This window comes from Georgenia sp. 311, from assembly GCF_006151955.1.
Lineage (GTDB): Bacteria > Actinomycetota > Actinomycetes > Actinomycetales > Actinomycetaceae > Oceanitalea > Oceanitalea wutianyii.
This window is the reverse complement of the sequence record NZ_VDFS01000016.1, coordinates 1-16376: the sequence shown is the minus strand read 5'-3', so window position 1 is coordinate 16376 and position 16376 is coordinate 1. Positions and strand designations below refer to the sequence as shown.

The following is a 16376-nucleotide window of genomic DNA, read 5'->3' as shown; positions in this document are numbered from 1 at the left end:
CCCCCCCCCCGCGACAGCCGACTTCCGCACGACAGCCGACTTCCGCACGACAGCCGACTTCCGCACGACAGCGGACTTTCCGCACGAGAGCCGACTTCCGCGCGATAGCCGACTTCCGTGCAACAGCCGACTTCCGCACGAGAGCGGAGTTCCGCACGAGAGTGATGTCAGACCGGAGCCGGTCGCAGTGACAGCCGATCCCACGGCGTTGAGTCGTGCCTCTCGAGGAAGTCGGCTCTCGCGCAGAAGTCCGCTCTCGCCACAAAGTCGACTGCCGGGCAGAAGTCCGCTGTCGCGACGAAGTCCGCTCTCGCCACAAAGTCCGCTCTCGCGCGGAAGTCCGCTCTCGCGACGAAGTCCGCTCTCGCGACAAAGTCGGCTGTCGGGCGGAAGTCGGCTGTCGGGGTGGGGGGGTCAGGGGGTGGAGGGGAGGGCGTTGCGGACGGCGGTGGTGACGGCGTCGGCGAGGGTGGTGCGGTCGGCGCGGAGGGTCGAGCGGTCGAGGGGGACCTCGATCACCGAGCGGCCCCGGACGGGCGCCGCGACGGCGGCCTCCAGCTCCGGCAGGCTCCGGGCGAGCACGTGGCGCACGCCGTACCCGGCGCACAGCGCGGCGACGTCCACCGCCTGCGGCGTGCCGAACACCCGCTCGAAGGTCGCGGCCCGCTCGGGCGCGCCGTGCTCCAGCGTCGCGAAGATCGACCCGCCGCCGTCGTTGAGGAGCACCACCTGCAGGTCGACCTCCTCCTCGAGCGCGCCCCGCAGCAAGCCGCCGACGTCGTGGAGGAACGTGAGGTCCCCGACCACCGCACGCACCGGCGCCCGGCTCGCGAGCGCCAACCCGGTCGCCGTCGAGAGGGTGCCGTCGATGCCGGCGAGCCCACGGTTGGCGACGAGCCGCAGCCCCGGGGGCAGCGCGGGCAGGGCGAGGTCCCAGTCGCGCACGGTCATCGAGGAGCCGAGGACGAGCGTGGCGGGCTCGCCGGCGGCCGCGGCCACGACGGCGCTCGCGACGGTGAGCCCGTCGAGCACGTCCCGGCCGGCGAGCACCTGCGCCGCCGCGGCGCCGGCCCGCTGCCAGCGCCCCAGCCAGTCAGCGCCGTCGTCCTCCCCGGGCACCACCCGGACGGCGCCGACGACCCGGTCCGCGGTGCCGGCGACGTCGGGCCACACGCGTCCGGTGGGCGCGACGACGACGACCTCCGGCTCGGGGCGGGCGAGCAGCGCGCTCACCGGGCGCGAGAGGGTCGGGTGCCCGAGCACGACGACGCGCTCGACCTGTCCGCCGAGCTCCCCGAGGAGCAGCCGGTAGGCCGGGACGGCGTTGGGGCCGGTCCGCGCGCCAGACGTGGGCTCGGCGAGCAGCGGCCAGCCGCCGGCCTCGGCGAGCGCGGCGGCCGCAGGCCCCGCGCCGTCGCCGGCGACGACGACGGTTCGCCCGCCGGCCGGGATCTCGACGACGCCGCCCGGCTGCCGCGGCGCGACGACCTCACGCTTCCCGGGTGCCTCCCCCGGCTCCCAGGCGCGGGTCGGGACGAGTGGCTCGCGGAAGGCGACGTTGAGGTGGACCGGGCCCGGCTCACCGGAGCGGGCGCCGGTCGCCGCGGCGAGCGCCCGCACGACGACCTGGCCGACGGCGGCCGGCGGGGTGTCGGCGGGCAGGTCCGCCTCCCACCGCGGTGCCGAGGCGAAGATCCCCACCTGCTCGGTCGTCTGGTTGGCCCCGGTCCGCCGCATCTCGTGCGGGCGGTCCGCGGACACGACGACGAGCGGGACGCCGCTGTGCGCGGCCTCGAGCACCGCCGGGTGGAGGTTGGCCACCGCGGTCCCCGAGGTCGTCACGACGGCCGCCGGGACGCCGTCGGCGCGGGCGAGACCGAGGGCGACGAAGCCCGCCACCCGCTCGTCCACCCGCACGTGCAGCCGCAGCCAGCCGGCGTCGTGCGCGGCGAGCAGCGCGTAGGCGAGCGGCGCGCTCCGCGACCCGGGCGACAGGACGACGTGGCGCACGCCGCCGCGCACGAGCGCGGTGACGAGCTCGCGGGCGAGCAGCGCCGAGGGCGCCTCGCCGCTCACCGGGCCACCGCCGCGACGTCGCGCAGGCGCCGGGCCCACCGCTCGTGCACCTCCGGAGGGGCGGCGACGGCGCCGAGGCTCTCGGGCGTCGGGACGGCGGCCCGCACCGGCAGGTGTCCCTCGCGGGGCACGAGCGGGTCGGGCACGGTGTCGCGCTCGAGCAGCCGCACGGTGCCCAGCCCGCAGGCGTGGTGGAGCTCGGGGAGCGCCGCGGCGAGGGCGACCCCGGCGGCGATGCCGACCGAGGACTCGAGCGCGGAGGACACGACCACCGGCAGCCCGACCTCCTCGGCCAGGCGCAGGCACGCGCGCACGCCGCCGAGCGGCTGCACCTTGAGCACGACGACGTCGGCCGCCTCCGCGCGCCGCACCGCGAGCGGGTCCGCGGCGCGGCGGATCGACTCGTCAGCGGCGATGGGGACGTCGGTGCGCCGGCGCAGCGCGGCGAGGTCGGCGACGTCCGGGCACGGCTGCTCGGCGTACTCCAGGCCGCCGGCGGCACGGTCGAGGACGGCGAGGCGGACGAGGGCGGTGTCGAGGTCCCAGGCGGCGTTGGCGTCGATGCGGATGTGCCCCTCGGGCCCGAGCGCGTCGCGGACGGCCTCGAGGCGCGCCTGCTCCTGGGCGAGCGACTGACCGGGCTCGGCGACCTTGACCTTCGCGGTGCGGCACCCGCCGCTCGCGGCGACGATCGCGGCCGCCTGCTCGGGGCCGACGGCGGGGACGGTGACGTTGACGGGCACCCGGTCGCGCAGCGGCGCGGGCCAGCCGACGTCGGCGGCCTCGCGGGCGGCGGCGAGCCAGGGCGCGGACTCGGCGTCGTCGTAGTCCCAGAACGGGGAGAACTCGCCCCAGCCGGCGTCGCCGCGCAGCAGGGCGCCGTCACGCGTCGTGATCCCGCGGAAGCGGGTGGTCATCGGCGTGGAGTAGACGGCGGCGGGCGGCAGGTGGCCGGTCGAGGTGGACACACCCCCAGGGTAGGCGGGGGCGTGCCGGTCCCTCACAGGACGAGGCCGAGGAGCCGGGCGGTGTTCTCGCGCGGGTCGCGGCCCTCGCTGAGCGCGGCGACGGCGGCGCCGTCGACGACGGCGAGGGCGAGCTCGGGCGGGCAGCTGCTCCCGGCGGCCGCGAGCACCCGGGTGATCGCGGCGTCGAGCCTCCGGCGCCCGGCGCGGTAGGCGGCGGCGACCTCGGGGCTGCGCCCGGCAGCCGCGAGCTGCTCGTAGTGGCCACGGACCCCGGCGGCGGGCGGCAGGAGCGCCTCGCAGAGCAGGTCGGCGGCCTCCGCGGCGGGGACGGGCCCCTGCGCCGCGCGCGTCTCGGCACGCTCGGCGACCCACTCGGCCTGCTCGGCCCACAGGTCGCTGATGAGCTCGGCCCCGGCCCCGACGAGCTCGGCGAGGTCACGGAAGTAGTACGTCGTCGCCGAGAGCGAGCACCGGGCCTGCTCGGCGACCCGCCGGTGGGTCACCTCCGCCGGTCCGCGCTCGAGGATGAGCGTGGCCGCCGCCTCGACGAGCTCCGCGCGCCGGCGGGCCCCCTTGCCCTGGGCGGGCTCGTTGCCCTGGGTGGGCTCGACGGTCTCACTCACCGGTCGTCACCGCCGGTGCGGCATCCGGGGCGGCCCCGTTCGTGCTCAGCTGCAGCCCGGCGATGCCGGCGATGATGAGGAGGATCGAGACGACCTTCACCAGGGAGACGCCCTCGCCGAGCCAGACCATGCCGATGGTCGCCGTCACGGCGGCGCCGATCCCGGTCCACACCGCGTAGGCCACGCCGACGGGCAGCACCCGCAGCGCGTAGGCCAGGCCGAGAAAGCTCACGGTGGCGAAGACGAGGAACATCACCGAGGGCCACAGCCGGGTGAACCCCTCCGAGGCCTTGAGGCTGAGCGCCCAGGCCGACTCGAGCAGCCCCGAGGCCACCAGCACGATCCACGCCATGACGCTCCTCCAAGTACGGTCGTACCACCATGTCCGGTACGACCGTACCAGTAGTGGCGGTGCGGCGTCGCGGGTCGAGGGCTGCACCTGCGCCGTAGGCTGACGCGCATGAGCGCCCAGCCCGACCAGCCCTTCGACCCGCGCCGCTGGCGCCCGGTCGAGGGCTTCGACCTCACCGATATCACCTACCACCGCGCCGTCGAGCACCTCCCGGACGGCACCACCCGGGACCTGCCGGCCGTCCGGATCGCCTTCGACCGCCCCGAGGTGCGCAACGCCTTCCGCCCGCACACGGTCGACGAGCTCTACCGGGCCCTGGACCACGCGCGGATGACCTCCGACGTCGCCGCCGTCATCCTCACCGGCAACGGCCCGAGCCCCAAGGACGGCGGCTGGGCCTTCTGCTCCGGCGGGGACCAGCGCATCCGCGGGCGGGACGGCTACCGCTACGAGACGCAGGACGCCGACGCGCTCGCCGGGACCGCCCAGCGGCGCGAGCAGATCGACCCCGCCCGCGCGGGCCGGCTGCACATCCTCGAGGTCCAGCGCCTCATCCGCACGATGCCCAAGGTCGTCATCGCCGCGGTGAGCGGCTGGGCCGCAGGAGGCGGGCACTCGCTCAACGTCGTGTGCGACCTGTCCCTCGCCTCGCGCCAGCACGCGCGGTTCAAGCAGACCGACGCCGACGTCGGCTCCTTCGACGCGGGCTACGGCTCGGGACTGCTCGCCCGGCAGACCGGTGACAAGCGCGCCCGGGAGATCTTCTTCCTCGCCCGGGAGTACTCCGCCGAGGACGCCGAGCGCTGGGGCGTGGTCAACGAGGTCGTCGACCACGCCGACCTGGAGACGACGGCGCTGGAGTGGGCGCTGACGGTCGCGGGGAAGTCGCCGCAGGCGATCCGCATGCTCAAGCTCGCGTTCAACATGGTGGACGACGGCCTGGCCGGCCAGCAGGTCTTCGCCGGGGAGGCCACGCGCCTGGCCTACATGACCGACGAGGCCGCCGAGGGACGCGACGCCTTCCTCGAGAAGCGCGACCCGGACTGGTCGCGCTTCCCGTACTACTACTGAGCCGTACTACTACTGAGCCGTACGATTGAGCGGCGCCGCCCGGTGGGCGGCGCCGCTCAGTGCGTCGTCGTGGTGACCGCGCCGACCCGGTAAGTGGCCGTACCCGCAGCGCCCGGGCCCTCCATCCCTGTCAGCCGCTGCGGGTACGGCCTGTACGTGTCCGCGTCGCGCAGGCCTCCACTCCTGCTCTAGCGGGCACGCCCCCCGTTACCGTGCCTGCCACACCCCCTGCATCCTCGAAGAAGCACGTGGAGCGCGGTCACGTGACAAGTGTGCAGCCCGGGGACGGGCGCGGGAATCGGCCTCCCGCATCGATTTGCGGGGCCGATCATCCCGCGGAGGAATGACGATCCGGTGCGACCTTCGCAGGACGGTCAGCGGGCGATCTCGACGCCGCCGCGGTCGACCGGCACGAGCTCGACCCATGTCGTGCCCGGGACGAGGGTGACCTCGGCGCCGTCGGCGGTCCGCAGGGTCACCCGCTCGCTCGTCGCGTCCTTGGACCACGTGGCCTCGACGGTGCGTCCGCCCGAGGCGACGAGGGCCTGCCCGCCACCGGTCATCACGGTCTCCGGCACGGCGCTGCCGGCCTGGTCACGCCCGGCGGAGGCGACGACCTGCACCCGCAGGACGACGACGTTCTCCGCCCCGAGCACCGCCCCGGTGGCGGACACCGACGGCGTGCCCGCCTCGTCCCGCAGCCACCGCTGCGTCGCCGCGTCCCACGTCCACGACGGGGCGGTCTGCGGGAAGCGCAGGTGGAGGGCGGTGGCGGCCTCGCCGCCGACGACGGCCGTGGCCTCGGCGGCGTTCTCGGCGAAGAGGAACTGCTCGGGCGGCGGCTCCGTCGCGAGGGACTGGAGGAGGAACTCCGCGGGGCGGCCGTAGAGGTTGTGCGGCGCGCGGCGCTCCTGGCTTCGGAAGAACCCGGCGTGCCCGGCGTCGTTGGAGATGAGCTGGACCCCCTCGGCCTGCACCGAGGCGAGGAACAGCGGCTGGCCACCGGAGATGACCTGCGGCCCACCGAGCGGCGCGACGATGCCCGCGTCCATCGGACGCAGCGAGCGGATCGGGCCGACGACCTCCGGCAGCCGGGAGTGGAAGACGGCGTTGAAGCGGGTGATGCCGCCCTCGACCATCTCCTCCCACACGACGTCGGCGTCCTCCAGGCCCGTCTGCGGCCGCGCCATCGCCGTGTTCTCGACCTTGATCGCGAGCGCCGGGGCGTCCCCCGCGGCGTCGCCCAGCGGCAGGCCGGTGAGCGGCCACGTCGGCTCGGGCGTGGGCTCCGGGGTGGGGGTGGGCGTCGGGGTGGGTGTCGGCGTCTCCACGGCTGCCGGGGCAGCCGCCCGCGGCACCGCCGAGGAACACCCGGTCACCGCGAGCACCGTCATCATCAGTGCCGCGACCAAACGACGTCGTGCGGACATTCAACCCTCCTACCTGTGACTGCTCCGACACGGTACCGGCGCCCCGGCCCTACCCTGGCGGCATGAGGTCCCAGCCCGGACGGCGCGTCGCCGTCCTGCCCGGCGGCACCGGGCCCCGGGCGGTCGCCGCCCTGCTCGCTGCCCTGCCCGCCGCCCTCGACGGCACCGGGCCGGCCGTGCGGCCCACCGACCCGGCGCTGAGACCCCCCTCCCCGGTCACCGCCCCGCCCGGCGTGGCCGCCCTCGTCACGACCTCCGGCTCGACCTCCGGCACCGGCCGCCTCGTCGCGCTCGACGGCGCGGGGCTGCTCGCCTCCGCGCACGCCACCCACGCCCGCCTGGCCGGCCCCGGCCAGTGGGTCACCTGCCTGCCCGTCCACCACGTCGCCGGGCTGCAGGTGCTCGTGCGCTCCGTCGTCGCCGGCACCCGCCCCGTCGTCCTGGACACCACCGCGGGCTTCCGCGCCGCGGAGCTGGCCGCCGCGGTGCGCCGGCTCGACCCCGGCCGTCCCGGCTACCTCTCCCTCGTCCCGACGCAGCTCGCGCGCGTCATGGCCGACGACGACGCCGTCGCGGCCCTGCGCGGCCTGGCCGCCGTCCTCGTCGGCGGCGCCCGGACGGCGGCCCCGCTCCTGGACGAGGCACGCGCCGCGGGCCTCACCGTCGTCACCACCTACGGGATGACCGAGACGGGCGGCGGCTGCGTCTACGACGGGGTGCCGCTCGACGGCGTCGAGGTCGAGGTCGACGCCGAGTCGCGGGTGTGGCTCGGCGGCCCGGTCCTCGCCCGCGGCTACCTCGACGACGAGGCCGCCGACCGCGAGACGTTCCAGGTCCGCGACGGACGGCGCCGGCTGCGCACGAACGACCGCGGCGAGCTCACCGGCGGGCGGCTCACCGTCCTCGGCCGGCTCGACGACGTCGTCCTCACCGGTGGGCTCAACGTCTCCGCGGGGGCGGTGGAGCAGGCGCTGGGCGACCTGCCCGGGCTGGGGGAGGCGGTCGTCGTCGGGGTCCCGGACGACCACTGGGGCGCGGTCGTCACCGTCGTGGCCACCGCGGCCCCACCGCTGGAGGAGCTCCGTGAGCACGTCGCCGCACGCCTGGGCCGCCACCATGCGCCGCGGGCCCTGGTCCGGGTCCCCGCGCTGCCGCTGCGCGGGCCCGGGAAGGTCGACCGGCTCGGTGCCGCCGCCCGCGCCCGGGACCTGCTCGCCGGCGCCGACCCCGGCACCGAACGCCTGCCCTAGCGGCGCGGCGGGACCGGGGACCGGCGGGGAGCGGCCGGCGGCGCGACTACGCTGGACGCCGTCCCTCGCACCAAGGAGCTCCATGGCCACGTTCGCCGACTGGGTGGAAGGCGCCCGGATCCGCACCCTCCCGGCCGCCGCCGCCCCCGTCCTCGTCGGCACCGGCGCCGCCTACGCGCTGGGTGAGGGGTCGGTCGTCCGCGCCCTGCTCGCCGCGGGCGTCGCCCTCGCCCTCCAGATCGGGGTGAACTACGCCAACGACTACTCCGACGGCGTGCGCGGCACCGACGACGTGCGCACCGGCCCGCCGCGGCTGACAGGCTCGGGCGCCGCCCGGCCGGGCACGGTCAAGGCCGCCGCGTTCGCCTCCTTCGGGGTCGCCGCGGTCCTCGGTCTCCTCCTGTGCGCCGTGGCCGGGACGTGGTGGCTCCTCGGCGTCGGCGCCCTGTGCGTCCTCGCGGCCTGGTACTACACCGGCGGGCGCAACCCCTACGGGTACCGCGGCCTCGGCGAGGTCGGCGTCTTCGTCTTCTTCGGGCTCGTCGCCACCCTCGGCACGACCTGGACCCAGGCGCTGCGGCTCTCGTGGCCCGCCGTCGCCGGCGCCGTGGGGATCGGGCTCATCGCGTGCGCGCTGCTCATGGTGAACAACATCCGCGACATCCCGACGGACACCGTCACCGGCAAGCGCACGCTCGCCGTGCGGCTGGGCGACACGGCCGCCCGCCGGGTCTACGTCGCGATGATCGCCCTGCCCGTCGTGCTCGCCCTCGTGGTCGCCCTCGCCCACCCGCTCGCGCTCCTCACGCTCGCCGTCGTACCCGGCGTCGTGATCGCCGCGCGGCGGGTCCTCGGCGGGGCGCAGGGCCGCGAGCTCATCGTCGTGCTGCGCGACACCGGGCTCATCGAGCTCGGCTACGGCCTGCTGCTGGGGGCCGGGCTGGCTCTCTGAGCCGGTTCAGCCGCGCGGGCCGTCGCGGTCCTCGCGGTGCTCGCGGTCGAGGAGGGCGTCCTCCTCGGCGGCGTCCTGCGCGATCGCCGCGTCCATCGCCCCGGTCCGTCCGCCGCGGCGCCGCGCGATGACGGCGGCCGCGTCGTTCGCCTGGCGCGGCAGGACGAGGAACGACACGAGCGCGGCGACGAGGAACGCGACGGCGAGCAGCAGCCAGCCGCGCATCCCCACCAGCCACAGCACTCCGAGGACAGCGGCGAGGACGACGAGCCGCAGGAGGGTGTATCGCAGGATCGGCACGAGAAGAGCCTACGTCGCCCGCCAGCGGTACTGATCCGCACGCGAAGCGCTTAGGCTGGTGCCGATATGCGATTCCTCCCTGTCATCCTCACCCTCGCACTCGTCGTGTACGCGCTGGTCGACTGCGTACGCTCCGACGACTCCGACATGCCCGTCGGTCTGCCGAAGGCCGTGTGGGTGATCCTCATCATCGTGTTCCCCGGCGTCGGCGCCATCGCCTGGCTCGTCGTCAGCCGGGTGGCCCGCCAGGGCCAGCGCACCCCCGGGCGCCCGCTCTTCGGCGGCGGCCAGTCCCACCCCTCTGCCTCGCGCGGACCGGCATCCCGCCCGCTGGCCCCGGACGACGACCCCGACTTCCTCGCCTCCCTCGGGCGCCCGGAGCCCGAGCTCCCCACGGAGCCCGAGGCCACGACGGGCGAGGACGCCCCGGAGCCCGACGCCGGCCCGCAGGACGAGGACCCCTCCCCGCGCAGCTGATCCAGACGCTCGCGGCGTGAGCTCTGCCGGCCACGAGGCCGACACCCCTCCGCCCGCGACGACGGCGGCGCGGACGCCCGCACGTCCCACGGCGCCCCTACCGCGCCGCGCCGCGCCCCCCCGGCACGCGCACCGCGCCGCCCACCACACCGTGCCCCGCGGCTCCACCGACGACGAAGGCGCGGCCCCGGCGTCCGCGCCGTGCCCCGCGCCTTCGGCCGTCCTCAGAACGCGTAGCCGTGGATGGTGTCCGCGAGGAGGTTGACGCCGAAGTAGTTGACGAGCACCAGCGCGAAGCCGGACAGCCCGAGGTAGGCCGCCTTGCGTCCGTCCCACCCGCGAGTCGCGCGGGCGTGGAGGTAGGCCGCGTAGACGACCCAGACGACGAAGGTGCCGACCTCCTTGGGGTCCCAGCCCCACGGGCGGCCCCAGGCGTGCTCGGCCCAGATGGCCCCGGCGATGAGGGTGAAGGTCCACAGGAGGAAGGCGACGGCGTTGAGCCGGTAGGCGAACCGCTCGAGCTCGGCCGAGCTCGGCAGGGAGTCACCGAGGCGGCCCCAGAAGCCGCGGTCGGTCTCCTGTGCGGGGGCGACGTCCACCTCGGTGCCGCCGGACCCGCCGGCCAGCGCGACGGCGGGCTCGCGCTGCTGCGCGGAGGCGCGCTCGCCGCGCTCCTTGACCAGCTGGACCACCGACAGCGCAGCGGCGACGGCGAAGACGCCGATCGCCATCGTCGCCACGGAGACGTGGATGACCAGCCAGTAGTGGTCGAGAGCCGGGCGCACGCCGTCGGCCGCGATGTACAGGACCGAGACCGCCAGACCGAGGGCCAGCAGGGTCGGGGTGATGACGAGGGCGCCGAGGTAGCGCAGGTCGCGCCAGCGCTGGATGAGGAGGAACGTCCCCACCGCGACGAGCGTGAAGACGATCGTGAACTCGTACATGTTCGCCCACGGCACGCGCCCCGCGGCGATCCCGCGCGTCACGACGCCGACGGCGTGGAGGACCACGCCCAGGACCGTCGTCGTCATCGCGATCGCGGCGGCGCGGCGGGGCCGCCCCTCCGGGCCGCGGTCGCGCAGGGCGGACAGGTCGACGCCGAAGGCGATCATCGCGACGGCGTAGGCCGCCATCGCGCCGTAGATCGCCAACAGGCTCAGCTGGCCGAGGTCGTTCACTTGTCCTCCTGTGAAGTGGGCCCCGCGGCCCGGACTGCTGTCATGACGTGCTCGAGCTCCTTCTCCAGGCCCGGGTCGTCACCCCGGGCGAGCGCCGCCGCCTCGACCACTGTACGGCCCCCCTCACCGGCGCCGACCTTGACCCACAGCCGGCGGCGTGGGACGAACAGCGAGGCCGACAGCCCGGCCATCGCGAGCAGCGCGGAGACGAGGAGCAGGGTGAGCGAGGGGTCGTAGCGCACGTCGAGGGCGGCGAACCGGGGCAGGGAGTCGAAGGAGATCGTGCCCAGGCCGTCGGGCAGCTCCACCTCCTGGCCGGGCTCGAGGAGGATCTTGACCTCACCCTCCTCGTCGGTGAGCTGGGTGAGCCCGGTGGTGTCGAGCTCGTAGACGTTCTGCGGGACGCCGTCGTCCAGGCCCAGGTCGCCGGTGTAGACGTCCAGGACGATGAGCGGGGCGTTGGGCTGGGGGTGCACCGAGCGGACCCCGACCTCGTCGACGACGGCGGTGGGCAGGAGGTAGCCGGTGAAGCCGAGCTGCTCCAGGCCCGGGGAGACGTCGGGGACCTTGACGACGCCGCGCGAGGTGTAGAAGTCGTCCTCCGGGAGGAAGGGCACCGGCTGGGAGAAGGCGACCTCCCCCTCGGCGTCGCGCACGGTGAGGTGGGGGGCGAACCCGTTGCCGGCGAGGTAGATGTTCGCGCCCGACGCCTCGACCGGGTGGTTCACCCGGATGACGTCCTCGCGGACCTCGCCGTCGGGCTCGGTGATCGCCACGTGGGCGGCGAAGTCGCGCGCCTGGGCGTCCACGGTGAACTCCGAGGTCATCTCCTGCAGGGTGAGGACGAACGGGGCGAGCCGGTCCTCGTCGACGAGCGAGCCGGAGGTGAAGGTGTCGTAGTCGACCAGCGCGTTGGCGAAGGACCGGTCCTCGACGACGACGGCCTGGCCGCGGTAGCTGAGCACCTGCCCCAGGCCCAGGGCGATGAGCACGCCGACGAGCGAGAGGTGGAAGACGATGTTGCCGGTCTCCCGCAGGTACCCGCGCTCGGCGCTCACGCCGTCGGGGGTGGTCGCGACCCGGAACCGCCGGCCGAGGGCCGCGCGCACGGCCGCGGTGACCTCCTCGGGGGAGGCAGCGGTCTCGTGCGTGGCGTGCACCGGGAAGCGGCGCAGGCGCCGCGGGACGCGCGAGGGCGCGGCGCGCATCGCGGCGAGGTGCGTCCTCGTGCGGGGCAGGATGCAGCCGATGAGCGAGACGAAGAGCAGGAGGTAGATCGCGGCGAACCACGGGGAGGCGTAGACGTCGAACAGGCCGAGGCGGTCCAGCCAGACGGCGAGCCCGGGCTGGTCGGCGCGGTAGCGGGCCACCGCCCCGGCGTCCTGGGGGGTCTGGGGGAAGAAGGCGCCCGGCAGCGCGGCGAGCGCGAGGAGCATGAGCAGGAGCAGCGCGACGCGCATCGAGGTGAGCTGACGCCAGGCCCAGCGCAGCCAGCCGCGCACGCCGATGCCGGCGGGTGCCGCGGGCTGCGGGCTCTCCTGCTCGTCGTCGAGGGTCCGCAGGCCCTCCGGTCGGTAGGACATCACACCACCGTCACGTAGTCGGCGACCAGGCCCTGCACCCAGCCCGCGAAGTGGTCCCACAGGCCGGTGACGAGCGCGAGGCCGACGAGCACGAGCAGCCCGCCCCCGATGCGCATGATCGTCACCCGGTGGCGGCGCAGGAAGGCGGTCGCCCGGGTCGTGCGCGAGTAGAGCAGCGCGATGACGACGAAGGGCAGGCCCAGCCCCAGGCAGTACGCCGCGGCGAGCAGGGCGCCGCGGGCGGGGTCGCCGCCGTCGAGGGACAGGAGGAGGACCGCAGAGAGCGTCGGGCCGATGCACGGCGCCCAGCCCAGACCGAAGACCACCCCGAGGACCGGGGCGCCCCACAGCCCGGCGCGGGGGCTCACGTGCAGCCTGCGCTCCCGCTGGAGGAACGGCACGGCGCCCATGAACGCCAGGCCCATGAGGATGACGACGACGCCGAGCACGCGGATGATGACGTCGAGCCAGGGCTCGAGCGCGACGCCGAGCGCGCCGAAGACCACCCCGAGGAGGACGAACACGGCGCTGAAGCCGAGGACGAAGAGCAGCACGCCGAGGAGGAGACGGCCCTGGCCGGTGGAGGTCCGGGTGGCCGTGGCGCTCCCGCGGCGGGCGGCGCCCGACGGAGCCTGGCCCAGCGTGCCGGTCATGCCGCCGAGGTAGCCGACGTAGCCGGGCACGAGCGGCAGGACGCACGGCGAGGCGAAGGACACCGCACCGGCGACGACCGCCACGGGCAGGGCGGCGAGCAGCGAGCCGCTGAGCACGGTCGCCTGGAAGGACTGGGCGATGGAGTCCCAGCTCATCGGGCCGCCTCGGCCAGGGCGTCCTCGACCATCCCCCGCACGACGGCCGGGTCGATCTGGCCGAGCACCCGCCCGGCGACCCGGCCCTCGGCGTCGAGCACGACCGTCGTCGGCATCGCCCGGAGCGGGACGACGCCCTGGAGTGCGGCGACACCGCGGGCGGCCTCGTCGTGGAGGCTCGGGTAGGGGACGGCGAAGCTGCGCTCGAAAGCCTGGGCGGTGGCGGCGTCGTCGCGGGGGTTGATCCCGAGCATCTCCACGCCCTCGTCGGCGTAGTCCGCGTGGATCGCGGCGAGGTCGCCCGCCTCGGCCCGGCAGGGCGGGCAGGCGGCGTACCAGAAGTTGAGGACGACGACGTCGCCGCGCCAGCCGGCGAGGTCGACCTCCTCGCCCTCGTAGGTCGTCCCGGTGAGCTCGACGGGCTCACCGCGCTCCCCCTGCTCCCACACCGTCCACGAGCCGTCACCAGCCTGGTAGCCGGCGCCGGTGGTGTCGGCCGTGGTGTCGCTGCTCGTGCCGCACGCGGCGAGCGCCGCGGTCAGGGCGAGGGCGGCCATGGCCCGGGCGGACCTCCTCACTCCTGCGCCTCTCGCCCGGTGCCGTCCTGGGCGGCACGCGGCACCGCGGCACCGGAGGACCCGGGGAGCAGGTCGAGGGCGCCCGCGACGAGGTCCGCGGCGGGCTCCCAGTAGTCGAGCCCGACGAGCCGGGGCCCGGCGAAGGTGAGGGAGGTGAGGGAGGTGAGGGAGCACTGGCGCTTGCGCGGGTCGTGCCACAGGGGGCGGCGCTCGAGGAAGAGGCGGGTGACCCAGATCGGGAGCTGGTGGCTCACGAGGAGCGCCTCTCCCCCGCCCTCGGCCTCGAGACGGCGGCGGGCGTCGCCGACCGCCGCGGTCATCCGGGCGACCTGGTCGCGGTAGGGCTCGCCCCAGCTCGGACGGAAGGGGTTGACGTAGCGGGGCCAGTACCGAGGGCTGGCGAGGGCGGCCCGCTGGGACCCCACGGTCGTCCCCTCGAAGGTGTTGCCCGCCTCGATGAGCCGCTCGTCGGTGCCGACGTCCAGCCCGAAGGCGCCGGCCGTGGGCCGGGCCGTCTCCTGGGCGCGCTGCAGGGGGGAGGCGACGACGAGCCGGATGTCGTGGCCGTTGCCGTGGAGCACGTCCGCGACGCGCTGCGCCATGAGCCGGCCGCGGTCGGAGAGCCGGTAGCCCTCGAGGCGGCCGTAGAGCACACCATCGGGGTTGTGGACCTCGCCGTGCCGCAGGAGGTGGACCGTGGTTCGCGACATGTGCCTAGTGTCGCAAACTCCGGGACTTCCCCGATCCGCTCCGGCGTGCGGCAGGCCACACGCGTCGCCGGGTTGCGCACACCGTCTCCCCGACCTATGGTTGAAGCATCAACTAATGGCCATCACCCAAGGAGATCCCATGACCATCCCCGCACCGGGCACCTACACCATCGACCCCTCGCACTCCGAGATCGGCTTCACCGTCCGCCACGCCGGAATCGCCAAGGTCCGCGGTCAGTTCACCGAGTTCTCCGGCGAGATCGTCGTCGCGGAGGACTTCCCGCAGTCCCGCGTCGCCGTCGAGATCCAGTCCGCCTCCGTCGACACCCGCGACGCGAACCGCGACAACCACCTGCGCAGCGCGGACTTCTGGGACGCCGAGAACCAGCCGACCTGGACCTTCGTCAGCACCGGCGTCGAGGGCACGGGCGAGGAGTTCACCGTCAACGGTGACCTCACCATCAACGGCGTGACCAAGCCGGCCACCCTCGCGGTGGAGTACAACGGCGCGGCGACCGACCCGTTCGGCAACCAGCGCGTCGGCTTCTCCGCCACCACCGAGGTCTCCCGCAAGGAGTTCGGCCTCACCTGGAACGCGGCCCTGGAGACCGGCGGCGTCCTCGTCGGCGACAAGATCCGCATCGTCATGGAGGTCTCGGCCATCGTCGCGACCGTCGCGGCCTGACCTTCGCGGCCTGACCGTCGCGGCTCCCGAGCCGCGACTCGGCGGCGGCGGCCGGCACTCCCGGCCGTCGCCGCCTACCCCGTGAGCGCCTCCCGGACGCGCGCGGGGTCGATCTGCCAGAAGCCCTGCACCGTGCCGTCGACCTCGACGACGGGCACGTACTCCCCGTAACGGGCCTGCAGCTGCGGGTCGGCGTCGACGTCGACCTCGTCGAACCCCGTCCGGGCACGGTCGCACTCGGCGACGACGACGCGGCGCGCCTCGTCGCACAGGTGGCAGCCTTGGCGGGAGTAGAGGACCACTCTGGAGTCGGGCACGAGCCGATCCTAGGCCCGGCCCCTAGTGTGGGGGCGTGGATGCCAACCCCGACGAGCCCGGCACCGTGGCCGCGTTCTTCGACATCGACAACACGATCATCCGTGGCGCCAGCGCCTACCACCTCGCCGGCGAGCTCTACCGCCGCGACTTCTTCGGGCTGCGCGACATCGCCTTCTTCGCCCGCCACTCGGTGCTCTACCTGCTCTTCGGGGAGGACCTGCGGCGCATCGCGGCCACCCGCGCGCGGGCCCTGCGCATCGTCCGCGGGCGCACCGTGGCGGAGGTCGTGTCGATCGGCGAGGAGGTCTACGACCAGGTCCTCGCCAACCGGATCTTCCCCGGCGCCCGGGCGCTCATCGACGAGCACCTCGCCGCCGGCCACGAGGTGTGGTTCGTCAGCGCGACGCCCGTGGAGGTCGCCGACCTCATCGCCGGGCGGCTCGGGGCGACCGGCGCCCTGGGCACGATCGCCGAGCACGAGGACGGCGTCTACACCGGCGAGCTGCGCGGCAACATGCTCCACGGCGAGGGCAAGAAGGCCACCGTGCTGCGCCTCGCCGAGGAGCGTGGCATCGACCTCGCGCGCAGCCACGCCTACGGCGACTCGGTCAACGACATCCCGCTCCTCACCGTCGTCGGCTCGGCGTGCGCGATCAACCCCGAGCCTCGGATGCGGCTGTACGCCGCCGAGGTCGGCTGGCCGGTCCGCGACTTCCGCCGTCGTCGCCGGGACGTCAAGCGCGGAGTACGCACCGGCGTGCGCAGCGCGGGCTGGGCCGGCGCCGTGTGGGCGGCGAGCGCCGTCGTCCGCGGCCTGCGCCGTCGCCTCACCGGCCGCTGACCCGCCGCGGGCTCCGTGGCCGGGGCCCGGCCGCTGCCCCCAGCGTCGCCGTCGCCCGCCGCCTCCCCCTCTGGGACACCCCCTGCAGCCCACGGACACCCCCTGCAGCACGCCATCGCGCCGCAAAAGTGCGTCCCAGACGATGACGACGCACGGAAGTCGGCTGTCGCGCGGA

18 protein-coding genes are annotated in these 16376 nt (G+C 75.2%); 6 read left to right on the top strand and 12 right to left on the bottom strand.

Annotated features, from left to right (window positions below; translation table 11 throughout):
• Window positions 1–414: 414 nt before the first annotated feature.
• Genes menD through FHE66_RS02115 form a run of 4 tightly spaced genes read right to left on the bottom strand, consistent with a single transcriptional unit; the run spans window position 415 to window position 4019 of the window.
• Window positions 415–2076 carry a 2-succinyl-5-enolpyruvyl-6-hydroxy-3-cyclohexene-1-carboxylic-acid synthase gene (menD, locus tag FHE66_RS02130; RefSeq protein WP_139071345.1) on the bottom strand — a complete coding sequence of 554 codons (1662 nt, stop codon included), beginning with the start codon at window positions 2074–2076 and terminating at the stop codon, window positions 415–417.
• The gene (locus FHE66_RS02125) at window positions 2073–3044 is read right to left on the bottom strand and encodes an o-succinylbenzoate synthase (protein WP_255303574.1); all 972 of its coding nucleotides are present in this window, start codon (window positions 3042–3044) and stop codon (window positions 2073–2075) included. Before FHE66_RS02125 ends, menD begins: the two co-directional genes overlap by 4 nt.
• 32 nt (window positions 3045–3076) lie before the next feature.
• Window positions 3077–3667, bottom strand: a complete 591-nt coding sequence (locus FHE66_RS02120; RefSeq protein WP_139071344.1) for a TetR/AcrR family transcriptional regulator — start codon at window positions 3665–3667, stop codon at window positions 3077–3079.
• On the bottom strand, window positions 3660–4019 hold the full coding sequence (locus FHE66_RS02115) for a multidrug efflux SMR transporter (RefSeq protein WP_139071343.1): 360 nt from the start codon (window positions 4017–4019) through the stop codon (window positions 3660–3662). The genes FHE66_RS02120 and FHE66_RS02115 overlap by 8 nt, the downstream gene beginning before the upstream one ends.
• 108 nt (window positions 4020–4127) lie before the next feature.
• On the opposite strand from FHE66_RS02115, the gene FHE66_RS02110 reads away from it, so the two are divergent.
• Window positions 4128–5090, top strand: coding sequence for a 1,4-dihydroxy-2-naphthoyl-CoA synthase (locus tag FHE66_RS02110; protein WP_139071342.1), 963 nt, complete (start codon window positions 4128–4130; stop codon window positions 5088–5090).
• Between the two features lie 374 nt (window positions 5091–5464).
• Here FHE66_RS02110 and FHE66_RS02105 read toward each other — a convergent pair whose 3' ends face one another.
• On the bottom strand, window positions 5465–6520 hold the full coding sequence (locus FHE66_RS02105) for a DUF3048 domain-containing protein (RefSeq protein WP_139071341.1): 1056 nt from the start codon (window positions 6518–6520) through the stop codon (window positions 5465–5467).
• A gap of 62 nt (window positions 6521–6582) precedes the next feature.
• Between FHE66_RS02105 and FHE66_RS02100 the strand changes: the two genes are divergently transcribed.
• Together FHE66_RS02100 and FHE66_RS02095 are read left to right on the top strand one after the other, a co-directional pair.
• Window positions 6583–7770 (top strand): AMP-binding protein, encoded by a 1188-nt coding sequence (locus FHE66_RS02100; protein WP_139071340.1) that lies wholly within the window; start codon window positions 6583–6585, stop codon window positions 7768–7770.
• An 82-nt stretch (window positions 7771–7852) separates the two neighbouring features.
• The gene (locus tag FHE66_RS02095; RefSeq protein WP_139071339.1) at window positions 7853–8722 is read left to right on the top strand and encodes a 1,4-dihydroxy-2-naphthoate polyprenyltransferase; all 870 of its coding nucleotides are present in this window, start codon (window positions 7853–7855) and stop codon (window positions 8720–8722) included.
• Between the two features lie 6 nt (window positions 8723–8728).
• Here FHE66_RS02095 and FHE66_RS02090 read toward each other — a convergent pair whose 3' ends face one another.
• Complete coding sequence (locus FHE66_RS02090; protein ID WP_139071338.1) at window positions 8729–9022, bottom strand: DUF4229 domain-containing protein; 294 nt, start codon at window positions 9020–9022, stop codon at window positions 8729–8731.
• A gap of 66 nt (window positions 9023–9088) precedes the next feature.
• Between FHE66_RS02090 and FHE66_RS02085 the strand changes: the two genes are divergently transcribed.
• A complete protein-coding gene (locus FHE66_RS02085; protein ID WP_139071337.1) occupies window positions 9089–9499 on the top strand; it encodes a PLD nuclease N-terminal domain-containing protein in 411 nt (136 codons plus the stop codon).
• Between the two features lie 224 nt (window positions 9500–9723).
• Here the strand turns inward: FHE66_RS02085 and ccsB are convergent, their stop codons facing one another.
• The 5 genes from ccsB to FHE66_RS02060 are packed head-to-tail and all read right to left on the bottom strand — an operon-like array spanning window position 9724 to window position 14357.
• Window positions 9724–10677 (bottom strand): c-type cytochrome biogenesis protein CcsB, encoded by a 954-nt coding sequence (ccsB, locus tag FHE66_RS02080; protein ID WP_230976435.1) that lies wholly within the window; start codon window positions 10675–10677, stop codon window positions 9724–9726.
• Window positions 10674–12260 carry a cytochrome c biogenesis protein ResB gene (locus tag FHE66_RS02075; RefSeq protein ID WP_139071336.1) on the bottom strand — a complete coding sequence of 529 codons (1587 nt, stop codon included), beginning with the start codon at window positions 12258–12260 and terminating at the stop codon, window positions 10674–10676. Before FHE66_RS02075 ends, ccsB begins: the two co-directional genes overlap by 4 nt.
• Complete coding sequence (locus tag FHE66_RS02070) at window positions 12260–13069, bottom strand: cytochrome c biogenesis CcdA family protein (protein ID WP_139071335.1); 810 nt, start codon at window positions 13067–13069, stop codon at window positions 12260–12262. The genes FHE66_RS02075 and FHE66_RS02070 overlap by 1 nt, the downstream gene beginning before the upstream one ends.
• Window positions 13066–13626: a TlpA disulfide reductase family protein gene (locus FHE66_RS02065; RefSeq protein ID WP_139071334.1), complete on the bottom strand. Its 561-nt coding sequence runs from the start codon at window positions 13624–13626 to the stop codon at window positions 13066–13068. The genes FHE66_RS02070 and FHE66_RS02065 overlap by 4 nt, the downstream gene beginning before the upstream one ends.
• A gap of 17 nt (window positions 13627–13643) precedes the next feature.
• Window positions 13644–14357 (bottom strand): histidine phosphatase family protein, encoded by a 714-nt coding sequence (locus FHE66_RS02060; RefSeq protein WP_139071333.1) that lies wholly within the window; start codon window positions 14355–14357, stop codon window positions 13644–13646.
• Between the two features lie 139 nt (window positions 14358–14496).
• Between FHE66_RS02060 and FHE66_RS02055 the strand changes: the two genes are divergently transcribed.
• A complete protein-coding gene (locus FHE66_RS02055) occupies window positions 14497–15042 on the top strand; it encodes a YceI family protein (protein WP_139071332.1) in 546 nt (181 codons plus the stop codon).
• 74 nt (window positions 15043–15116) lie between these two features.
• Here the strand turns inward: FHE66_RS02055 and FHE66_RS02050 are convergent, their stop codons facing one another.
• Window positions 15117–15359 (bottom strand): glutaredoxin family protein, encoded by a 243-nt coding sequence (locus FHE66_RS02050; protein ID WP_230976436.1) that lies wholly within the window; start codon window positions 15357–15359, stop codon window positions 15117–15119.
• A gap of 35 nt (window positions 15360–15394) precedes the next feature.
• Between FHE66_RS02050 and FHE66_RS02045 the strand changes: the two genes are divergently transcribed.
• Entirely contained in the window at window positions 15395–16201 is an 807-nt protein-coding gene (locus FHE66_RS02045; protein WP_139071331.1) for an HAD family phosphatase, read from the top strand.
• Window positions 16202–16376: the final 175 nt, after the last annotated feature.